Genomic DNA, 20,091 nt, shown 5'->3' with positions numbered 1-20,091 from the left:
ACGCCTAACGGCGATGAAGGAAAAGGAGCTCCGCACAAGGAGCTCCTTTTTAATCAATTTTCGTTTTTTTGCGGGCGGAGTCAAGCGCGAACGCACCGGTCTCCGTTTCCGTCGTCCCTTGCCCTCTCACATTCGGGGCGCTGACGCCCGTTTTCGAACGGTCTTTTTTCCGCTTCGGCACGCCGATCACCTCCGCCTTTATCGTTCCCGCCGGCGCGCTGTTGTATGCGAACCCATTCGGACATTTCGAAAAGGCAACCTCTTGCCCGCCCAGGCTGAAAAAGCAGCGGTGCCAAGCCGCCGGGCGGACAGCTCGCGATGACAGAGTGCGTATCGATCAGCCGCAATGTTTGTCAAATGCGGCTAACACGTTTTCCATGACCTCTTCCATCGAATGAAACTCGATGTCTTCGCGCGGAATGAAATGAACGACTTCTTTTCCCTTTACAAGCGCCATCGACGGCGAGGACGGCGGATAGCCGACAAAATACTCGCGCATTTTCGCTGTCGCCTCTTTATCTTGGCCGGCAAACACCGTGACTAAATGATCCGGTTTTTTCTCGCTCCGCAGCACCGCCTGCGTCGCCGCCGGGCGCGCCAACCCAGCAGCGCATCCGCACACCGAGTTGACAAAGACAAAGGTCGTTCCTTCCGCTTTCTCCATAAACTGTTCCACTTCCTCGCTCGTGCGCAGTTCGCGGAAGCCAGCGCGGACGAGCTCATCACGCATCGGCTGCACGAGCTGACGCATATATTCTTCGTACGCCATCGACATGGCCATCACTCCTCCCTCTGATCGTTGCTGTGCTATCAGCATACTATACTTCAAGCAGAAAAATCAACGAAGACGGCTGTCGGCGGCAGCGAAAACTATGTTCTTCTTTTTTGGCGCCGGCAGCGAAACAAAGCGCTCGTCCGCCCGCTATCTAAACAGCGGCAATGCAGCGCCGATGCGGCGCGAAAACGTCCTTCTCCAATGGGGAAGCCGGATTTGCCGAATTTCAAAAGCGACCGATGGAAAGGGCTCTCTACATTCATCAATTTCTTTCCGCCCTCTAGCAGCCGCCGCGGCCGCCGGCCGCCGCCGAACATAGAATAAATAACCGAACGGAGAGGGAAACGAAAGGAGCGCAGCGGATGGGATACATTGAAGAACTGCGAAAAATGGTCGGAACCCGGCCGGTCATTTTAGTCGGCGTCGGCGTCGCTGTCATTGATGATGGTGGACGGATTTTGCTGCAAAAGCGCCGCGACGGACGGTGGGGAATCCCCGGCGGCTTGTTGGAGCTCGGCGAATCGACAGAGGAAGCAGGCCGGCGGGAAGTGTTGGAAGAAACCGGCCTTGAAATCGGTGAACTTGAATTGATCGATGTGTTTTCTGGCAAAAAATATTTTGTTCAGCTGCCAAACGGCGACCAATATTATCCGGTGACCGTGGTGTACCGCACCCGCGATATCCGCGGCGGCGAGCTGAAAGAAGACGGAGAAGAATCGCTTGAGGTAAAATTTTTCCCTCTTCATGCATTGCCAAACGAGCTCTCTCCGCTCTTTCAAGACCTTATCGAGCATTATTTCGTCCGTTGACAAACAAAGCCTTGGAGAATCGACTCCAAGGCTTTGTTGCGTCAAGGGACATTTTGCCGCCGCATCCTGGGACGATCAAAACCCCATTTTGATAGTGATAAATTGGAGAATGATCGGCGCTCCTTTCGGCGGCGGATCCGTTGTTTTTAACGTCAATTTTCCTTCCGCAACGTCATACAGTTTTTCCGGCTGCAACACTCCGTTAATAAACAAGTTGACCCATGATACGTTTTTTGGGTCTAAAATGCCACGATCACCATACTCCTTCAATTCATCGTCATTCGTATACACCATTTTGATCCCATCCGATACCGCGTTGTACTGGTACGTTTCCGCCGACAAAACGCGTGGAGGAAAGTGGAGCACCATATGAAGAGGAACGGTCAGTACCGCATGAGTCCAATCGTATATTTTTGGAACGGCAATCACATGTTTTTCTGATGAAGAGGCTCGTTTCATTAGTTTGCTCACCCAAACGCCCAAGATTGTTTTGTGATCATCTAAATCAGCAAAGGATTCAGCATTATCATATTCACCCCTGTCTACAAAGTGAATGGCAAACAAGACAACAGAACAACAGGAGATAGCCCGAAACACTATATTCCTTTCCATTCCAATGATTACAATGGATCACAGAACAGAAAAATAGTCCAAACTACCCATTTCACACTCAAAATCATCAGTGAAGCAGACCGATATACATAGTATGAAACTATCATTTCCCCCTCATTACGACAATCGTCGGGTCGACCGTTCTAGCCAATCCATACAATACAAATGAACGTATGATGCCGACCGATGACCAATGAGCCTCAGATATGAGAGAAACAGAAGGGCATTCACTTGGCTTCGGGTTAGCGGTAACATGAAAAGTAAATAAAAAGGGGGATTGTCATGGCTTTACAATTAATTAAGCTGTTTGTCGCCGCAACTACCACAACAGAAGCGGCACCAAGCACCACGAGATTTTTCTATATCACGACAGCTGAAACAGCAGAAGGAGCAACATTGACCATCGATGCGGCCAGCTTTTTGCAGGATGATGGCAGCCAAGCGACGGAATTGCCGACACTAGCAACCAATAATAGCTACTTTAATGTATATGTTAACGGCGTTTTGCAAATGGCAGACATTTCCACATACACCCCGGGAGCAACCGGCGTTGGGTCGTTAGCCATTACCGTTCCGACCGGAAGTGGATCCATTCCAGCAAATACCCCTATTGTGCTCGAAATTGTCCAATTCGCTCCGACCTCCAACACAACCGTGACGACCTAACAAGAAGCAACCTTTTTAACCAAAGAACCAGGCGCGCCCAACTGCGCGCCTATTTTATTCTCCTGTCTTGCTTTCTTTTTTCCGGCTTTCGGTCATTTGTTTCCAAACCGAGCCTTTCGCCTCTTCACCGCCCTCGATCCGTTCAATGGCCATTTTCACTTGCAAGCTGACTTCAAATTCCGGATCGTTTTCCGCCGCTTTTAACGCCGGAAGCGCCGATTCATCGCCGACTTCGTACAAAAACATAGCCGCGCGCCAGCGGACGAGCTTGCTTTCGTCCTTTAACGCTTCCATCATCGCCGGAATGGCTTCCGGGTCGCCGATGTCGGACAAACAGTCGCCGGCCGTGCGGCGGACCGCAACTGCCGGGTCTTTCAGCGCCTCATACAAATACGGCAGCACCTGTTTGCCGCCGATCATGCCGAAATACGCGGTCGCTAGGCGGCGGATGGCCATTTTTTCATCTTTCAACGCTTTGGCCAGCACCGGGATGTCATCTTCCGTCGGCTCCGCCATTTGCTCGAGCGCGGCGTACCGTTTGCGCCAGTCCGGATCGTCGAGCATCTCGCTCGTCACTTTGATGCCTGGCCGCTTCTGCGCCGTTTTTTCCTGCTCGCCGCGGCGGAACATGTTGACGATCCGCTCGAGCCGCTCGGGCGGATAGGCAGCCGACAGCTCATCCACCACTTCGCGGCCAATTTCTTCAAATGTGCCGTAGCGCACCCCTTTTTCCACCCATTTGCGTTCAAGAACAATGTTGCCGGCGTACTTTTGCGCTTCAATGACCGCGTCAACAAACGGCTGCGGCAGCCCGACACGATGCTCGCGCTCCCCATCGATCAGCTTCACTTGCATCGGCAGGCCGTACAACATTTGCACGAACACTTTCACTTCGCCGAAATGTTCATTCACCTTCGGCTTTGCCTCAGCTTCGTCATCCGCTTCTTCGCCGAACACTTCACGCACTTTCGCCAAAATGTCGCGCCAGTCGTATTTCGGATGGCGCTCAATCGCCAAAAAGTCAGCGACATGGTAAATGCCTTTCACTCCATCAATGCGCATCAACGCTTGAATGAGCGGCGGCGCTTCGCCGATGTTGTCCGGTTTGTAGTTATGGCGCATGCCGGAAGGCAATTCTTCATCAAGCAAGATTTTCATCGTGTTCGGGCTTGGCGTCGGTTCAATCGCTTGAATGCGCAACCGTCATCCCCTCCTTTTTCTTTTCTGCTGCCTCACAACAGTTGTTCCATTTCTTCCTTCAACTCGCTCGGCTTCGTTTGCGGAGCGAAGCGGGCGACGACTTGACCGCTGCGGTCAACGAGAAATTTCGTAAAATTCCATTTGATCGCCTTCGTGCCAAGCGCCCCCGGCGCTTGTTCTTTCAAATATTGAAAGAGCGGATGAGCGTTGCCGCCATTAACATCCACCTTTGCAAACAGCGGAAACGTCACACCGTAATTCAACTGGCAAAACTGTTCGATTTCCTCTTCTGTTCCCGGCTCTTGGCCGCCGAATTGGTTGCACGGAAAGCCAAGCACGACAAACCCGCGGTTTTGATATTCGTCATACAGCTGCTGCAGTTCTTGATATTGCGGAGTGAACCCGCAGCGGCTGGCCGTGTTCACAATGAGAAGCACATGGCCCCGATAGGCGGACAGCGGCTGCTCTTCCCCGCGAATCGTCTTGGCGCTGAATTCGTATACGCTCATCGTTCTCACCTCACCCCCATCATAGCTGATTTCCCGCTTGGTTTCCACTTTTTACACTGTTATTGACTAGATAACGGCTGCAGCTGTTCGAGCGAAGAAATCATATACGGCACCATCTCCGGCAAGTCGGCAGCGTTTTCCTCGTAAATGAGGCGGGCAAATTCGACCATCGCTTCATTTTTGTATGGACCGCCTTCATGCGGAAACTGCCAGCTGAGCGTCTGTCGAATGATCCGTTCTTTCCCCCAAATCGTCCGCAACGTTCCTTCAACGATGGCGCATGCGGACGAGCGGCGGATCGGCATGGTGAACACGACAGCGAGCCGACAACCAGCCCGGTGATGATGAAGCCGTTCATTGACGAGCTCAGCAAAGTCAATGGAAAGCTGCGCCGTACAAGTGACTGGCGGATTGGACACGCCATTGAGCTGAAACGAAATGGCATACTCTCGCGACAGGCGGGCCAAATCAGCGAGATCGCGGCGGTCGACGACAGCGATGCGCCCTTGCAAGTCGGCGTCATACACCGCCCCTTCCAACACCGTTTTCAAATTGTCAAATGCTGTTGGATCCATGCATTCTCCGTTACAGAAAACTTATAAAACTTTTATAAAGCCTTTGTCAAACTTTATAAAAGTTTATGTTTCTTTCCTTGTTCATCGCACCCGATTTCGCCAAAGCTACTCTCGTTGGATGTGGTGCTCCGAAGGCTTCAATTCCCCACTAACGAAAGGGTACATATCAATAGCCGCTTTACGTGCTAGGCTATTGACTTGCCATATTTTTTTAAGTTTCTACTTGCGTTCACATCCCTGTCTATTTTATTTCCACATTCATCACATACAAACGTTCTTTCTGACAAAGAAAGTTTCTCTTTTACAGCCCCACAATGGCTACAAGTTTTAGACGAAGGGAAGAATCGATCGGCAAGTATCAACTTGATCCCATTCCAAGCACATTTATATTCCATCTGTCTCGTGAACTCATGGAATGTTTGTTCTTGGATGGCTTTCGATAGCTTTCTGTTCTTTAGCATTCCATGAGTGTTTAAACTTTCCATGACTACATACTCTGGCTTGGTTTTCACCAAAGATGCAGTGATTTGATGAATAGAATTGTGCCTGATGTGTTTCAGCCTTCGATAGGTCTTTCGAACAAGGAATTCCAACTTCTTTATATTGTTTGTTTTTCTGTAACGGAATTCACCTCCTTTTTTCACCTCAAGCACTAAATTTCCTTGCATGGAAAAAATGAATTGAATAAATTCCATAAAGTTTTTATAATGAAATTATTTAAAAAAGGAGAACGAAACGGAGGGGACATCGTTGCCAATCAACATTCCAAAAGACTTGCCCGCTAAAGAAATACTCGAACAAGAAAACATTTTCGTCATGGACGAAGAACGGGCGTATTCGCAAGACATTCGTCCGCTCAATATCGTCATTTTAAACTTAATGCCGGAAAAAGAAAAAGCGGAAACGCAGCTGCTGCGCCTGCTCGGCAACTCGCCGCTGCAAGTGAACGTCACCTTTTTGCGCCCGGCGACCCACGAACCGAAAACGACGAGCAAACATCATTTGGATCAATTTTACACAATTTTCCCGCACATCCGCCATCGGAAATTTGACGGGATGATCATCACCGGAGCGCCGGTCGAGCAAATGCCGTTTGAAGAGGTGACGTACTGGGACGAGTTGACCGACATTATGGAATGGACGAAAACAAACGTCACATCAACGCTCCATATTTGCTGGGGAGCGCAAGCCGGCTTGTATTACCATTACGGCATTCCGAAATACCCGCTGCCGGAAAAATGTTTCGGCGTGTTTAACCATACGCTGGAAGTCAAAAATGTGAAGCTTTTGCGCGGCTTTGACGATGTGTTCCGCATGCCGCACTCCCGCCATACGGACGTCAAGCGGGAAGACATTGAAAAAGTGCCGGAGCTCATGATTTTATCGGTCGCCGACAAAGCCGGCGTTTGCCTCGTCACCTCGAACGACGGCCGCCGCATTTTCTTGACCGGCCATCCGGAGTATGATGCCACCACGTTAAAAGATGAATATGAGCGCGATTTGGCCAAAGGGTTGCCGATCCAGCCTCCGGAGTCGTACTTCCCGAATGACGACCCGAGCCAGCCGCCGCTCAACACATGGCGCTCGCACGCCAATTTGCTGTTCGTCAACTGGCTGAACTATTACGTGTATCAGGAAACGCCCTACATTTGGGAATAAAAAGAAACTATCATTCGACAACAACGCCTTTGCTTTTCCTAGCAAGGCGTTTTTCTTATTTTGTCATTTTCCGACAGTTGTCCCGTTCCTTCGTGCAATGAATGGCATACCATATAGTAGATTTTGCAGGGAGGTGAACGGGATGGGCGCTTGGCATGGCAACGGCTTTGCCTTAATTGTCGTCTTGTTTATTTTGTTGATTATTGTGGGAACGGCGTTCGTTTATTAATCGCTGACTCCCGCCGTCCTCCGGCCGCCATGTTTGCCAGCATCCGGCCGTATTGCATACGGGAAGCGCCGCAAACGCGCTTCCCGTTTTTTTTGGTTGCCGCCGAATAAAAACGGTTCGGCAGCCTATGCTAATGATATGGTCATACGCCTAAAGGAGGTGTGGTCTGTGACGAAACGACCGAACAGCGGAAGCCGAAATCAAAATGCGCCGACGCAAGACCCGATGGCTTTGCTTCACGGTCCGGCATCCGGCGACAACAGCAAAGGACGGCGGCAACATAAGGAACAAAACGACAAAACGGACACCGATGCATAGGGAAAGCCGCCATGAGCAGTTCCTCCGCCTAAAGGCAAACGGCGCCGCTCATAGCGGGAGAGTCCGACGCAAAAAAGCGGCCGAATTCGGCCGCTTTTTATCATGGACTACACGCTGGCAGACTAGCAGGAAAGACTTCTCCGTCAACCGTTTCCGCTCAAAATTCAATGCCTTTCGCAGCCGCCGTCCCTTGTTCATAGTCGTGCTTGACAAGCGTCATCTCAGTGGCAATATCGGCGGCAGCAATCAGCTCCGGACGGGCGGCGCGCCCGGTGATGACAAGGTGGAGTGACGGCGGGCGCGTGCGAATCAGTTCGAGCACCTCTTCGATCGATAAGATGTCATCGACCGGGAATCGATCGATGGCTAAAGCGTTGTTCAATTCATCTAGCACGATCAGATCATATTGCCCGGAATGAACATACTGTTTCGCCAATGTCCATGCTCGTTGTAACGCTTGGCGATGAACATCGGGCGTTTTCGTCCATGTAAAGCCGGCGCCGAGCTGATGCACCTCGATGCCGAGGCGGCGAAGGGCCAGCTGCTCGCCATACGTGCGCTCTGGCGATTTAATAAACTGCAAAACGGCGACCTTCATGCCGCGGCCGGCAGCGCGCAGCACAAGCCCAAAGGCAGCCGTCGTTTTCCCTTTGCCATCACCCGTGTAGACGATCACCCGTCCGTTACGATTCCGTATAGACAACCGACTCGCCCCCTTGATGTTCCGGAAACCATTGCAGCACCTCGCGCAGGCGGACAACATCGCCAATCACAATCATGGCCGGATGGGAGATGCCGGCCTTTTCCGCTTCTGCCGGCAGCGCGGCAAGCGGCGCCGCCACGGTGCGCTGCCGTTCGGTCGTCCCCCATTCAATGATGGCGGCTGGTGTATCGTATGGCTTCCCAGCGGCAACTAGCCGGCGGCAAATGTCCGACAAGTTGGCCGCTCCCATATACACGACGATTGTGTCGCATCCTTCGGCTAACGCCTTCCAGTCCATCCGCTCGCTCCGATGCCCGGTGACGATCGCCAATGATGCGGCGTAATCGCGGTGGGTGACCGGAATGCCGGCATACGCCGGCACTGCGATGCCCGATGTCACCCCTGGAACGATTTCAAATGGAATCCCAGCCTTCGCCAACACTTCCGCTTCCTCGCCGGCGCGGCCAAAGACGCACGGATCGCCGCCTTTTAAACGGACGACCGTTTTGCCTCGACGCGCATGTTCGACCAACCATTCATGGATTTGTTGTTGAACGGTGTCATGCCTTCCCGGCTCTTTGCCGCAATAAAGAAGCTCGGCGTCGGGCTTCGCATACCGGAGCAGCTTCCGATTGACGAGCCGGTCGTAAATGACGACATCAGCGCGTTCGAGACATTCGCGTCCATAAACGGTGATCAGTTTTTCATCACCCGGCCCGGCGCCCACTAAATACACTTTGCCGACCGTCATCGTTCCTTCTCCCCTTTCGCTTCTGCGGTGGAAACGCCCGCTGAAGAAAATGTCGCCATTTCGCTCACCATCGCCGCCGCCGCTGCCAAAAGCGGGAACGCCACCGCGGCTCCGCTTCCTTCACCAAGCCGCATGCGCAAATCGATCAGTGGTTCTTTCCCTAACAAACCAAGGGCAATGCCGTGCCCCGGCTCTTCGGAACGATGACCGGCGATCATATAGTCGGCGACGTTCGGGGCAAACTGGCGGGCGACAAGGGCGGCAACGGTGCAAATAAAGCCGTCGAGCAAAATTGGGATGCGCCGCTCGGCAGCCGCAAGCATGGCACCGGCCATCGCAGCGATCTCGAGCCCGCCGATTTTCGCCAGCCACTCAAGCGGCTTCGCCGGGTCGGGCCGGTGAAGCGCCAGCGCTTGGCGGATGACTTCCTGTTTATGGACGAGCCTTTCGGCGGCGATGCCGGTTCCTTTGCCGACGATGCGTTCGAGCGGCTCATCGGTCAAGGTGGCCAATAAGGCGCTGGCCGCCGTCGTATTGCCGATTCCCATCTCACCAGCAATCAGCGTGCGAGCGCCTTGCCCAATGATCGATACCGCCTGCTCATAGCCAACGTGAAGCGCCTGTTCGGCTTCAGCCGGCGTCATCGCTTCTGTTTTGGCAAAATTGTCCGTTCCGCGGCGCACTTTTTTCCCAATGACCCGCTCGTTATCAATCGGAACAGCTACACCGACATCGACGATCTCGAGCAGCGCGCCGATCCGACGGCTAAACACGTTGATGGCCGCCCCGCCGCGGGCAAAGTTATACACCATTTGTGCCGTCACTTCCGCCGGATAGGCGGATACGCCTTCAACGACGACGCCATGGTCGGCGGCAAAAACAAGCACCCCCGGGGGCGTCACTTCCGGGAACAAGTTCCCGGTCATCCCGGCGAGTTCAGCCGCAAACTGTTCGAGGCGGCCAAGGCTGCCGGGGGGTTTGGTTAACTGGTCAATATAAGCACACGCGTCTTCCTTTATCTGGCAGTTGGCCGCCGGAACGAAAATCTTCATCATTCCACCGTCCTTTTCTGGAATTGGCGCATAATCTGCTCGATCTGTTCGACCGCGACGTGCTGCCGAACGTGGGCGGCAAGCCGGTCAAACGCGATCTCTTTGAGCGAATGAAACGGCCTGACGCCGGAAACGGCGAGCCCTTTTTCACGGCGAATGGCGTTGAAAAAGGCGGTACGGAACGCATCGTTATGAAACAAATCGTGCACGTACGTGCCCAACACCCGCTCATCGCCGCGCTTCGCTCCTTCGCCGCGGCCGCCGATCTCAATGAGCGGCGCATAGCCGGGAAGCGGCGTCGAGCGGCCCATATGAATTTCGTACCCTCGCACGGCAAACCGTTCTCCGGCCCATGTGAGCACGCCTTCCGAGCGGACCGTTGTTTTCGTCTGCTCGATCGTCGTCTCAATCGGCAACAGCCCGAGCCCTTTCATTTCCGGAAACGGCGTTTCGACCCCATGCGGATCGCGGATGACAGCGCCAAGCATTTGGTAGCCGCCGCACAAACCGACAACCGTCGTTTTTCCTTCGTTGACAAGTGACACAATGCCGGAGGCGAGCCCCCGTTTTTTCATATACATGAGATCTTCGATCGTATTTTTGCTTCCCGGCAGCACGATGACATCCGGTTCGCCGAGTTCACCTGCGTGTGTCACTAAGCGGACGCGGCAGTCCGGTTCGGCGACGAGCGGATCGATATCGGTAAAATTGGCGATTTTCGGGCAGCGGATGACAGCGATGTCAATCGCCCACCTGTCATCGGACGACGCGGCAAAGCGTTCAAGCGCCAGCGAATCTTCGGCATCGATCGCCAAATCAGGCAAATACGGGACAACGCCGAGCACCGGTACGCCCGTATATCGTTCAAACCAATCAAGACCCGGCTTAAGCAACGCCGCATCACCGTGAAACTTGTTAATGATGACGCCGACTACCCGCTTTCGGTCCTCGGGTTCCAAAAGCGTCAGCGTCCCGACGAGGCTCGCGAACACTCCGCCCCGCTCAATATCGCCGATTAAAACAACGGGGGCGTCGGCGAGGCGGGCGATGCGCATATTGACGAGCTCGCGGTCGTTTAAGTTCACTTCAGCCGGGCTTCCCGCCCCTTCGATGACGATCCGATCGTATTCGTTCATCAACGTTTCGAGCGACTGTCGAATGACAGCCAGCCCTCGATGAAAAAACTCATTCCGGTAGGCGAACGCCTGCATAGTGGCATACGGTTTGCCTAACACGACAATTTGCGACTCATGCTCGCGGCTTGGCTTAATTAAAATCGGGTTCATCTCGGCACGGGCCGCCACCCCGGCCGCTTCGGCCTGAATGCCTTGCGCCCGCCCGATCTCTTTTCCGTCCGGTGTCACGTACGAGTTTAACGACATGTTTTGTGACTTAAACGGCGCTGTCTTCCAGCCATCTTGGGCAAAAATGCGGCAAAACGCTGTCGCAATGACGCTTTTTCCAGCGTCGGAATGAGTGCCTTGAAACATGATTGGCAGCGCGTCAGCCATCGTGCTTCACCTTCTCGCATTCCGAAAGCCACCGTTCGACCATCGCCGGAGCGGACGCAAAATGGAAATGGACGTAGCCGGCGACAAGCCGGTGGGTGAGGTAGCCGTCCGGCTTCGCTCCGAGCCGCCCGCTCGTTTCATAGGCAAACGGCACGTCACCGCGCGGCTCATACGTCGAGTAATGAAACTCATGCCCGCGCGCCCGCTCCCCTTCCGGCAATAGAAAGTTTCCTTTCCTTCCGTACACTTCGCGGTATCCAAGCGCGGCCAGCTTCCGCTGCATAACCACCCGCCCCGGAATGACGCCGGCCATTTCGTATTCTGCGCCGTCGGCCGTCATCAGCCGCTCGGTCAAAAACATAAACCCGCCGCACTCCGCCAATGTCGGCAGCCCGCGCCTAATGGCGGCGCGAATCGACTGCTTGGCCGCGGTCTGGCGCGCCAATTCAGCGGCAAATTCTTCCGGAAAGCCGCCGCCGATATACAAGCCGTCCACCCCGTCGGGAAGCGGTTCACCGGCGAGCGGGGAAAAATAAACAAGCTCGGCGCCGCAAGCAGAAAGCATCTCGAGGTTTTCCGGATAGTAAAAGTGAAAAGCAGCATCCTTGGCCACTGCCACGCGCACGCGATACAGCCGCGAAGGGCGAATGAGCGGGGCGGACGGCGCCAGGGCGGGCGCCTCAGCGATCGAAAGCAGCGTCTCCCAATCGATCGCGGCCGCGATTTTTCGTCCCAATTCAGCAAAAAACGAATCCAGCTCTCCGCGCTCCACGGACGGCACCAACCCTAAATGGCGCTCCGGCAGCGACAGCGCATCGTCTTTCGGCAAAAACCCGATGACCGGCAGTCCGCACATTTGCTCGACCGCCGCTTTGATGAGCCGGAAATGCCCCTCGCCGCCGACGCGGTTGGCAAATACGCCGGCGATGTGCACATCAGGGTGAAACGTCTGAAAGCCACGGACGATGGCAGCGGCGCTGCGGGCCATGCCGGAACAATCGACGACAAGGAGAACCGGACTTTTCGTACTGGCGGCGATATCCGCCGTCGACCCGTCGTCGGACAGCGGCTGTTTCCCGTCAAACAGCCCCATCACTCCTTCAATGATGGCAATATCCGCCCCCTTGCAGCCGTTCGCCAACACCGTCCGGACCGTTTCGGTTCCGGTCATCCAGCTGTCCAAATTGCGTGACGGCCGGCCGGTGACCGCCGTATGGTACGTCGGATCAATGTAATCCGGTCCGCATTTAAACCCTTGCACCGTGTAGCCTTTTTGCTTGAGCGCCGCCATCAGCCCGAGCGTCACCGTTGTTTTGCCGGCGCCGCTTCCGGTTGCAGCAATGACCAATCGCCGCATGCCTCTCCCCCCTTTCTTCGCATCCTTGCCTTTGCTTGATGATCGACGAGCGCGACGGAAATCGTCACATTGCCGGACTTCTTTTTGACAAGCGCCATCGTCTCGGCGCCACTGTACAATTTCGCCGCCGGCTCGCTCACCCCATAGGCGCCGGTGTAGCGATACACCGTCTCCGACGGCGCTTCGATCGACACTTCGTTTAACTGTTCCGGCGTGTACGTCACCAATTCCCAGCCGTATTTGCCGACAACTTCTCGAAGTCCGGGCTCATCTTTTTTCAGATCGATCGTGCATACCGCCTTAACGCTTTTGATGGAAAAACGGAGCTCGGCCAGTGTCTCGCGGATGACCGTTTCAATTTCCTCAGCCGGTGTCCCCCGGTTGCAGCCAATGCCAAGCGCAATCACCTTCGGACGGTACAGCACGCCGTTTTGCAAAATCGCCTCTTCTTCCGGTTCGAGCAGCCGGTGGGTGACCACAAGCGCCGCCGCCGGGCGGGCGGCCATCGCCAAAGCGATAGAGTCATATACCGTAATGTTTTTCGGCAGCGGACGCCCTTCCGGCCACCAGCCGGTTTCGCCCGATTCTTGCACGACGGCGACCGGCTCTTCGTTGACGACCGCCGCACTGACCGGCGTCAACTTGTCCGCCGATTCCCACTCCCAGCCGAACGCGCGGCCAAATAAATCAACGGCGATCGTTTGCTGCACATCCGAAGCAGTCGTAATGACCGGTCGGGCGTCAAGGATCGCAGCCACGCGCCGCGTCAATTCGTTCGCCCCTCCTAAATGGCCGGAAAGAACGCTGATCGCATGTTCCGCCTTATCATCGATGACGACGACCGCCGGATCGGTCTTTTTATCTTTTAATAATGGAGCAATCATGCGGACGACCGCGCCAAGGGAAATGATGCAAATGAGGCCGTCGTAACGGGCAAACAGCTCCGGCAACAGCGCCTTTACATTGCCGGAAAACAGGCGGATGCCGCATCGGTCTTCGTCTCCGCGGGCGAACTTCTCCGTATAATAGACGTCCGCCCCGTCCAGCTCACGGCCGAGCCGGCGGGCAATTTCTACCCCGTGTTTTGTAATGGCAACAACGGCATACACGTTACTTCTCCCCTTTCCGGTACCCGTGCGTGAACGTGCGGTCGTACAGTTTCGAGCGGTAGCCGCGCTCATGGATGTACGGATCAAGCGCCCAGCCGGCGAAAATGATGGCATGCTTCGTCACTCCATGGCGCCGCAGATCATCGGCCAGTGTCGCCACAGTCGAACGGACGATAATTTCATCCGGCCATGTCGCCTTATACACGGCAACGGCCGGGGTGTCACCGCTCCAACCGGCCTCAAGCAAGGCGGCGGCCACTTTTTTAGCCAATGTGGCGCTTAAAAAGAAAACAAGGGTGCAATGATGTTTCGCAAGTTCTTGCAATCTTTCGCGCGGCGGCACCGGCGTCCGCCCTTCGGCGCGCGTGAAAATGACCGTCTGCGTCAGCTCCGGGACGGTAAGTTCGGCCTGCACGGCGGCGGCAGCGGCAAATGCCGAGCTGACGCCGGGCACGATCTCGATCTCAACCCCTTCTTGTTTCAACAAGGCGATTTGTTCGAGCGTCGCTCCATAAATCGATGGATCGCCGGTATGGACGCGCACGACGAGCCGTCCTTGTTTCACTTGTTCAATCATGGCCGCCGCCAGTTGTTCCAGATGCATGCCGGCCGTATGGAAGACGTCTGCTTCCGGCTTCCGGTAGCGCTCAATCAGTTCCTCGCTCACTAACGAATCCGTGTAAAAAATGGCGTCTGCCGAGGCAAGGAGTTCAGCGCCGCGGACGGTGATCAAATCCGGCGCCCCCGGTCCCGCCCCTACGATATACAGTTTCACTTTCTCACCACCAACAATGTCAAATATTCAAGCTCCACCCCTTCAAGTTGCCCTGCATCCCAAATGACTTCCTCTCCTGATGTCACTTTCGTCACGACCGCGGCGCGCTGAAGCAAATCGAGTTCGCGAAGCAGACGAATCATGAGATCAATCACTTTTGCTACTTTGAAAAAGACGACGCAATCGTGCCCAAGGAGCGCCGCTTTCATCGCTTCGTAATCATCGCGCGCCGGCACAATGGCCACTTGCTCGTCGCCGTCGGCCAACGGAAGGCGGAGACGGGCGGCAGCGGCATTCGCCGAGCTGATGCCAGGGACCACTTCGATCGCCGTCTCTGGATAACGGCGTTCCATCACGTTCATGAGGTGAATAAACGTGCTGTACAATAACGGATCGCCTTCCGTGACAAAGGCGACATCACGCCCGGCTGCCAGCTCCGCCCAAATGGCGTCCGCTGCTTCGTTCCATTTCGGCTCGAGCACACTTACGTCTTTCGTCATCGGAAAATGGAGCCCGAGCCGCCGTTTTTCGTCCGGGGCAAAATAAGCATCAATAATTTGTTCGGCATAGCTTTTGCTTTGCCGCCCTTTTTTCGGATAGGCGATCACATCCGCTTCTTTGAGGCGGCGGTACGCCTTCACAGTCATCAGCTCCGGATCGCCCGGGCCGACGCCGATGCCGTACAACGTGCCGGTCATTCGTCTCCCTCCCGTTTCGCAGTGATGATGTATACCGGATTGAGCGCCTCAAAGCGCGTCAATTCTAAAATCGGCTTGCTTCTGGCTGCCTGTGCAAGCGCAATGTCGACATGAAACCCGCGTGCGCGCAGCTCGCGGCACGCTTCGGCGAGCGTCTCGACCGTCGCCGCGTTGATGACAATGCGCCCGTTTTTTTTCAGCCGTTTCGTACAGACGTCCAACAGCGGCGCCATCGCTCCCGATGTGCCGCCGATAAAAATGGCGTCCGGGTCGGCAAACTCGTCGAGCCGATCGGGCGCTTTGCCGTGAACGAGCGTCAAGTCGACGCGGAATTTGCGCAAATTTTGTCGGCAAATGTCGACATCATGTTCATTTTTTTCAATGGCAAACACCGCCCCGTCACGGGCGATTTTCGCCGCTTCAATCGCCACTGAACCGGTGCATGTGCCGATGTCCCACACGACGCTGTCCGGGCGGAGACGCAAAGCGCTTAAGCTCAGCACGCGAATTTCTTTTTTCGTAATCAATCCTTTATCCGGCTTGCGCTGAAAAAATTCATCATCTTCAATGCCAAGCGGCCAGGTTGGGCTTGGCGCCACCTGTTTCAACACGACTATATTTAATGGAAGAAACTCGGTTTCGGCCATTTCTTCGAGCTTGAAAAACCGGCATCGTTCATTCGGCCCGCCGAGCTCCTCGCCGACAAACGCCTCGTACTCGGTCATGCCATACTCCAGCAAATAGCGGGCGATTGCCGTCGGGGAGTTCGTTTCATCGGTCAAAACGGCGACTTTGCGCCGCCCGTCAATGCGTTGGGCAAGCCCCGTCAGCGGCCGGCCGTGGACGCTGATGAACGCGGCATCTTGCCATGACTCCCCCATTTTCGCAAACGCCCATTGCACCGAGCTGACCGCCGGATATACCTCAATTGGCAACTTGTTCGCCAAATAGCTGCCCATCCCGTAAAAGAGCGGATCGCCGGAAGCCAATACGACCGTCGTTCTCGTCTCATTTCGGAGCTGCTCGACGAGTTCCGCCAGCTTGCTGCGGACGACGATCGTTTCACCTTTGTAGTCCGGAAACATCGCCAATTGCCGCCTGCCGCCGACAAGCAGCTCGCTTTCCTCAATCCAGCGCCTGTACAGAGCCGGCAAGCCCGCCGGACCGTCGGCGCCGATGCCGATCAGCTTAATCGTTCCCATTCGTCTGCACCGCCTTTCCTAACCGTTGTCCGTTCATCGTGTAAATAGATGTCTCCACCGTCATGCCGCCGCCAACTTCGTTGAGCGCCGCCCGGCAGCACGCTTCGCACAATAGCTGAAAAAATGTTGTGCAGCCCGCTTCCTGCATCATGTCGCCGACTTGCGCCGCCGTATTCGCCTCGCGGACAGCGGCAACGAGCGGTGCCGGAGCGCCGGCTTGTTCCGCCAACCGAGCCAAAAAGCCGAAATCGACCGGCGCGCTCTTGGCGTGAACCATCATGACTCCTTGGGCGACTTTCGAAAATTTCCCCATCATCCCAACCATCGACACCGTTTCAATGCCGAGCCGCTTGCATTGCTTCAACGTAAAGCCAACAAAATCGCCCATTTCAATAAACGCCTCTTCCGGCAAACCGGGATATTCCCGCATGGCGTATTTCTCGCTCCGCCCCCCGGTCGTAATGACGACATGGCGGCAGCCGCTCGCTTTCGCCACTTGAATGGCTTGCACGATGCTCGCTCGGTAGGCCGCGGTCGAAAACGGAACGACGATGCCGCGCGTCCCTAAAATCGAAATGCCGCCGATGATGCCGAGCCTCGCATTTAACGTCTTTTTAGCGATCTCTTCGCCGCCCGGCACGGAAATGACGATGTTCACCCCGCGGTCGATGCCGTATTGCTCGAGCACTTCCTTCGCGGTTTCGCGAATCATCTTCCGCGGCACGGGATTGATCGCCGCCTCGCCGACCGGCACCGGCAAGCCCGGCTTCGTCACGCGCCCGACCCCTTCGCCGCCGTCAAGATGCACGCCCGAAGATGATGCCCATGAGACGGTCGAAACGATCAACGCTCCATGCGTCGCGTCCGGGTCATCGCCGCCGTCTTTCACGACAGCGGCTGTCGCCGTTGATCCATCATATGTACACGACTGAACGGAAAATGTCACCGCCCGTCCGATCGGCAACCGAATCGTCGCTTCCGTCTGCACCCGGCCGGTAATGAGCGCCGTGAGCGCCGCCTTCGTCGCCGCCGTCGCACATGACCCGGTCGTATATCCTTCCCGCAGCGTTTTTTTCGCTTCCATCGTCCATCACACTCGTTCCGCCAAGAGCGATAAAGCGTTCAAGGCGGCGACCGTCACTGTGCTTCCCCCTTTGCGGCCGCGGTTCGTAATAAACGGCACATCGAGCTTAGTCAGCTCTTCTTTCGATTCCGCCGCGGACACAAACCCGACCGGCAGGCCGATCACCAGCCCCGGCCGCGCCTCTCCTTCCTTAATTAGGCGGATGAGCTCAAGCAGCGCGGTCGGCGCGTTGCCGATGGCGAAAATGCCGCCTTCCGCTTCTTTCACCGCCTTGCGCATGGCGACGATCGCCCTTGTCGTGTTCAGCCGTTTCGCTTCGGCGATGACGTCCTCATCGGAAATGTAGACGCGCACCGCCCCGCCAAATTTCTCAAGGCGCGCTTTATTGACGCCGACTTGCACCATTTGTACGTCGGCGACGACGAGCTTGCCGCGGCGAATGGCGTCGATACCGGCGCGGATGGCGTCGGGATGAAAGAGAAGGCTTTTTCCGAGCTCAAAATCGGCGGAAGCGTGAATGACGCGCTGAACGATCGGGTATTGCTCAGCTGTAAAGGAATGCTCTCCCATTTCTTCATCAATGATTTGAAAGCTGCGCGCTTCAATTTGCTCCGGCTGGACGGTCACCGGACGAAACGTCGTATGGAAATCCATTTGTTTCTCTCCTTTCATCATTCATTAGAACAGCGAGGCGGGCGGCATATACTAGCCGTCTTGTTTCCATATTGAATGGCATCTTAGTCAGATGTTCCCGCCTTTTCCATTTGCAGCGGCGAACGGGTGGAAACCGGCGCTTGTTGTTTCAACGCCTCGAGGACGCCGGCAAAATCGGTATACACTGTGCCGTATGCCAGTCGAGGTCGGCGAATGACGATCGTTTCAATGCCAAGTTCCTCGGCGGCAGCGAGCTTTTCATCAACAAACCCGACTTTGCCGCTCTCTTTCGTGATGACTAATGTGACGCCAAAATGGCGGAACAGCGCCCGGTCGAGCTCTTTGGAAAACGGCCCTTGCATCATGATGAGCTGTTCTTGCGAAAATCCGAGCCGCTCGCATTTTTCCAAATTGTCTTTGCGCGGCAGCATCCGGGCGATCACCCGCACGTTAGGCCGGCCAAGCAGCTTGGCGGCGAAAATATCGAGCGTTTTGCTGCCAGTCGTAAGCATGACGACGCCGCCTTTTTCGGCCGCCAGCTCGGCCGCTTCTTCATAGCTGTCGACAAACGTTACCGTGCCGGACGCCAGCGAAGACGCTTGCCGCTCATAGCGGATGTACGGAAGTCCCGCTTCGGTCGCCGCTTGCATGGCGTTTTTTGACGCCTCTTCGGCAAATGGATGGCTGGCGTCCACGATCGCTCTCGCTCCGTTCGCTTTGGCAAGCCGGGCGAGCTGGGCGGCATCCAAGCGGCCGACATGGGCGCGCACGCCGGCGGCTTCTAGCTGTTCGGCCGCATGATCGGTGACGACTGTAGCCAGCACTTCATATCCTTCGTTTTGCACCGTAACCGCCAGTTCGCGGGCGTCGCTCGTACCGGCGAGCAGCAAAATCATTGGCATTTCCCCCTTAATGATGATGATGGTGGTGATGATGATGGGCGGCGTGCAACCGGTATTGGCAAACATCGCAGTTCATCGCCGCCGTTTGGCCGAGCGCTTCGTTCAGCCGGTCAAGCACAATCGTTTCCAACTGTGGATGAAATCCGAAGTAGCCGGCCAAGGCGAATGAAACGCCGGCATGGTCGGCGCGGTACTGCTCGACTTGCCGTTCAAGCCGTTTGATGAGCACGCCGGTGAATAGAAAATACGGCAGCACAACAATGCGCCGCGCCCCAAGCGCGATACAGCGGCGGACGGCGTCATCGAGCGACGGTGTCGTCACACCCATGAACGCCGGCTCAACGAACGCATAGCCGGTTTGTTCCCAAAACAGGCGGGCGATTTTATACAAGTCGCTGTTCGCATCTGGATCGCTCCCGCCGCGCCCAAGCAAAATGACCGCCGTCTCGCGGCCGGGGGCTTCCGGCTGCTCGCCGATTTCCTGCAACCGTTCATGCAAAATCGCCAACGTCTGCTCATGAATCCCAATCGGCCGTCCGTACCGGAACGTCAGATGCGGATAGCGCTGCTTGGCCTCATCGATTTCCGCCGGAATATGAAGCTTTGAATGCCCGGCCGGCAATAAAATGAGCGGGAGGACGATCACTTCCTTCGCCCCGGCTTCTGCACAAAGACGGATGCCTTCGCTGATCGATGGACGCCCAAACTCTAAAAAACTTGTTTCAATATGAAATGCGTCATCAATGCGCGGCCGCAGTCCGGCGACAAACTGCTGCACTTGCTCGTTTCCTTCCGGATCACGGCTGCCGTGTCCGACAAACAAAATCGCCTTCATGATTTCCTCTCCTTATCTTCTTTTTTGCCCCATTGCGTTGGCTTTCGCGCTTTTGGCGCATCGCATCCATCTTGCGGTGAGCAACGGGAGTTGGCCCGCAGGCACA

25 protein-coding genes are annotated in these 20,091 nt (G+C 55.6%); 5 read left to right on the top strand and 20 right to left on the bottom strand.

What is annotated here, in order from left to right:
* Positions 1–49: 49 nt before the first annotated feature.
* Positions 50–181 carry a YuzL family protein gene (locus tag B9L21_RS07560; protein WP_081207586.1) on the bottom strand — a complete coding sequence of 44 codons (132 nt, stop codon included), beginning with the start codon at positions 179–181 and terminating at the stop codon, positions 50–52.
* A gap of 156 nt (positions 182–337) precedes the next feature.
* A complete protein-coding gene (locus B9L21_RS07555) occupies positions 338–775 on the bottom strand; it encodes a BrxA/BrxB family bacilliredoxin (protein ID WP_063165849.1) in 438 nt (145 codons plus the stop codon).
* Between the two features lie 362 nt (positions 776–1,137).
* On the opposite strand from B9L21_RS07555, the gene B9L21_RS07550 reads away from it, so the two are divergent.
* Positions 1,138–1,584: an NUDIX hydrolase gene (locus B9L21_RS07550; RefSeq protein ID WP_063165847.1), complete on the top strand. Its 447-nt coding sequence runs from the start codon at positions 1,138–1,140 to the stop codon at positions 1,582–1,584.
* A gap of 75 nt (positions 1,585–1,659) precedes the next feature.
* On the opposite strand, the gene B9L21_RS07545 is transcribed toward B9L21_RS07550, so the two are convergent.
* The gene (locus tag B9L21_RS07545) at positions 1,660–2,043 is read right to left on the bottom strand and encodes a DUF4183 domain-containing protein (protein ID WP_063165846.1); all 384 of its coding nucleotides are present in this window, start codon (positions 2,041–2,043) and stop codon (positions 1,660–1,662) included.
* A 435-nt stretch (positions 2,044–2,478) separates the two neighbouring features.
* Here B9L21_RS07545 and B9L21_RS07540 point away from each other — a divergent pair, with 435 nt between their 5' ends.
* Positions 2,479–2,862 (top strand): DUF4183 domain-containing protein, encoded by a 384-nt coding sequence (locus tag B9L21_RS07540; RefSeq protein WP_063165845.1) that lies wholly within the window; start codon positions 2,479–2,481, stop codon positions 2,860–2,862.
* A 54-nt stretch (positions 2,863–2,916) separates the two neighbouring features.
* Here the strand turns inward: B9L21_RS07540 and B9L21_RS07535 are convergent, their stop codons facing one another.
* The 4 genes from B9L21_RS07535 to B9L21_RS07520 form a co-directional block, all read right to left on the bottom strand.
* Positions 2,917–4,062, bottom strand: a complete 1,146-nt coding sequence (locus tag B9L21_RS07535; protein WP_063165844.1) for a conserved virulence factor C family protein — start codon at positions 4,060–4,062, stop codon at positions 2,917–2,919.
* A gap of 32 nt (positions 4,063–4,094) precedes the next feature.
* The gene (locus B9L21_RS07530) at positions 4,095–4,571 is read right to left on the bottom strand and encodes a glutathione peroxidase (RefSeq protein ID WP_063165843.1); all 477 of its coding nucleotides are present in this window, start codon (positions 4,569–4,571) and stop codon (positions 4,095–4,097) included.
* Positions 4,572–4,630: 59 nt separating this feature from the next.
* Positions 4,631–5,146, bottom strand: a complete 516-nt coding sequence (locus B9L21_RS07525; RefSeq protein WP_063165842.1) for a hypothetical protein — start codon at positions 5,144–5,146, stop codon at positions 4,631–4,633.
* A gap of 185 nt (positions 5,147–5,331) precedes the next feature.
* Positions 5,332–5,814: an RNA-guided endonuclease InsQ/TnpB family protein gene (locus tag B9L21_RS07520; RefSeq protein WP_225995651.1), complete on the bottom strand. Its 483-nt coding sequence runs from the start codon at positions 5,812–5,814 to the stop codon at positions 5,332–5,334.
* Between the two features lie 82 nt (positions 5,815–5,896).
* Here B9L21_RS07520 and metA point away from each other — a divergent pair, with 82 nt between their 5' ends.
* The 3 genes from metA (at position 5,897) to B9L21_RS17600 (ending at position 7,352) form a co-directional block, all read left to right on the top strand.
* Positions 5,897–6,805, top strand: a complete 909-nt coding sequence (metA, locus tag B9L21_RS07515; RefSeq protein WP_063165841.1) for a homoserine O-acetyltransferase MetA — start codon at positions 5,897–5,899, stop codon at positions 6,803–6,805.
* 142 nt (positions 6,806–6,947) lie between these two features.
* Positions 6,948–7,034, top strand: a complete 87-nt coding sequence (locus B9L21_RS07510; RefSeq protein WP_081207337.1) for a YjcZ family sporulation protein — start codon at positions 6,948–6,950, stop codon at positions 7,032–7,034.
* Positions 7,035–7,202: 168 nt separating this feature from the next.
* Positions 7,203–7,352, top strand: coding sequence for a hypothetical protein (locus B9L21_RS17600; RefSeq protein ID WP_168157880.1), 150 nt, complete (start codon positions 7,203–7,205; stop codon positions 7,350–7,352).
* Positions 7,353–7,509: 157 nt separating this feature from the next.
* On the opposite strand, the gene cobO is transcribed toward B9L21_RS17600, so the two are convergent.
* From cobO to B9L21_RS07445, 13 genes are all read right to left on the bottom strand, one after another.
* Complete coding sequence (gene cobO, locus B9L21_RS07505; RefSeq protein ID WP_063167348.1) at positions 7,510–8,049, bottom strand: cob(I)yrinic acid a,c-diamide adenosyltransferase; 540 nt, start codon at positions 8,047–8,049, stop codon at positions 7,510–7,512.
* Positions 8,036–8,806, bottom strand: coding sequence for a uroporphyrinogen-III C-methyltransferase (cobA, locus tag B9L21_RS07500; protein WP_063165840.1), 771 nt, complete (start codon positions 8,804–8,806; stop codon positions 8,036–8,038). Before cobA ends, cobO begins: the two co-directional genes overlap by 14 nt.
* A complete protein-coding gene (gene cobT / locus B9L21_RS07495; RefSeq protein ID WP_063167347.1) occupies positions 8,803–9,858 on the bottom strand; it encodes a nicotinate-nucleotide--dimethylbenzimidazole phosphoribosyltransferase in 1,056 nt (351 codons plus the stop codon). The genes cobA and cobT overlap by 4 nt, the downstream gene beginning before the upstream one ends.
* Positions 9,858–11,369 (bottom strand): cobyric acid synthase, encoded by a 1,512-nt coding sequence (locus B9L21_RS07490; RefSeq protein WP_063165839.1) that lies wholly within the window; start codon positions 11,367–11,369, stop codon positions 9,858–9,860. The genes cobT and B9L21_RS07490 overlap by 1 nt, the downstream gene beginning before the upstream one ends.
* Positions 11,362–12,726 (bottom strand): cobyrinate a,c-diamide synthase, encoded by a 1,365-nt coding sequence (locus tag B9L21_RS07485; RefSeq protein WP_063165838.1) that lies wholly within the window; start codon positions 12,724–12,726, stop codon positions 11,362–11,364. The genes B9L21_RS07490 and B9L21_RS07485 overlap by 8 nt, the downstream gene beginning before the upstream one ends.
* A complete protein-coding gene (locus B9L21_RS07480) occupies positions 12,672–13,835 on the bottom strand; it encodes a cobalt-precorrin 5A hydrolase (protein ID WP_063165837.1) in 1,164 nt (387 codons plus the stop codon). Before B9L21_RS07480 ends, B9L21_RS07485 begins: the two co-directional genes overlap by 55 nt.
* A gap of 1 nt (position 13,836) precedes the next feature.
* Positions 13,837–14,610 (bottom strand): precorrin-4 C(11)-methyltransferase, encoded by a 774-nt coding sequence (gene cobM / locus B9L21_RS07475; RefSeq protein ID WP_063165836.1) that lies wholly within the window; start codon positions 14,608–14,610, stop codon positions 13,837–13,839.
* Positions 14,607–15,308 carry a precorrin-2 C(20)-methyltransferase gene (gene cobI / locus B9L21_RS07470; RefSeq protein WP_063165835.1) on the bottom strand — a complete coding sequence of 234 codons (702 nt, stop codon included), beginning with the start codon at positions 15,306–15,308 and terminating at the stop codon, positions 14,607–14,609. The genes cobM and cobI overlap by 4 nt, the downstream gene beginning before the upstream one ends.
* Positions 15,305–16,510 carry a bifunctional cobalt-precorrin-7 (C(5))-methyltransferase/cobalt-precorrin-6B (C(15))-methyltransferase gene (locus B9L21_RS07465; protein ID WP_063165834.1) on the bottom strand — a complete coding sequence of 402 codons (1,206 nt, stop codon included), beginning with the start codon at positions 16,508–16,510 and terminating at the stop codon, positions 15,305–15,307. The genes cobI and B9L21_RS07465 overlap by 4 nt, the downstream gene beginning before the upstream one ends.
* Positions 16,497–17,594, bottom strand: coding sequence for a cobalt-precorrin-5B (C(1))-methyltransferase (locus tag B9L21_RS07460; RefSeq protein WP_063165833.1), 1,098 nt, complete (start codon positions 17,592–17,594; stop codon positions 16,497–16,499). The genes B9L21_RS07465 and B9L21_RS07460 overlap by 14 nt, the downstream gene beginning before the upstream one ends.
* A 6-nt stretch (positions 17,595–17,600) precedes the next feature.
* Positions 17,601–18,248, bottom strand: coding sequence for a precorrin-8X methylmutase (locus B9L21_RS07455; protein WP_063165832.1), 648 nt, complete (start codon positions 18,246–18,248; stop codon positions 17,601–17,603).
* An 83-nt stretch (positions 18,249–18,331) separates the two neighbouring features.
* Complete coding sequence (gene cobK, locus B9L21_RS07450) at positions 18,332–19,144, bottom strand: precorrin-6A reductase (protein WP_063165831.1); 813 nt, start codon at positions 19,142–19,144, stop codon at positions 18,332–18,334.
* A gap of 13 nt (positions 19,145–19,157) precedes the next feature.
* Positions 19,158–19,985 (bottom strand): sirohydrochlorin chelatase, encoded by an 828-nt coding sequence (locus tag B9L21_RS07445; RefSeq protein WP_063165830.1) that lies wholly within the window; start codon positions 19,983–19,985, stop codon positions 19,158–19,160.
* Positions 19,986–20,091 lie beyond the last annotated feature (106 nt).

Origin of the sequence: Geobacillus uzenensis, from assembly GCF_002217665.1 — a bacterium.
GTDB classification, from domain to species: domain Bacteria; phylum Bacillota; class Bacilli; order Bacillales; family Anoxybacillaceae; genus Geobacillus; species Geobacillus subterraneus.
The sequence above is the reverse complement of the archived record's forward strand: the minus strand, read 5'-3'. Positions and strand labels throughout refer to the sequence as shown.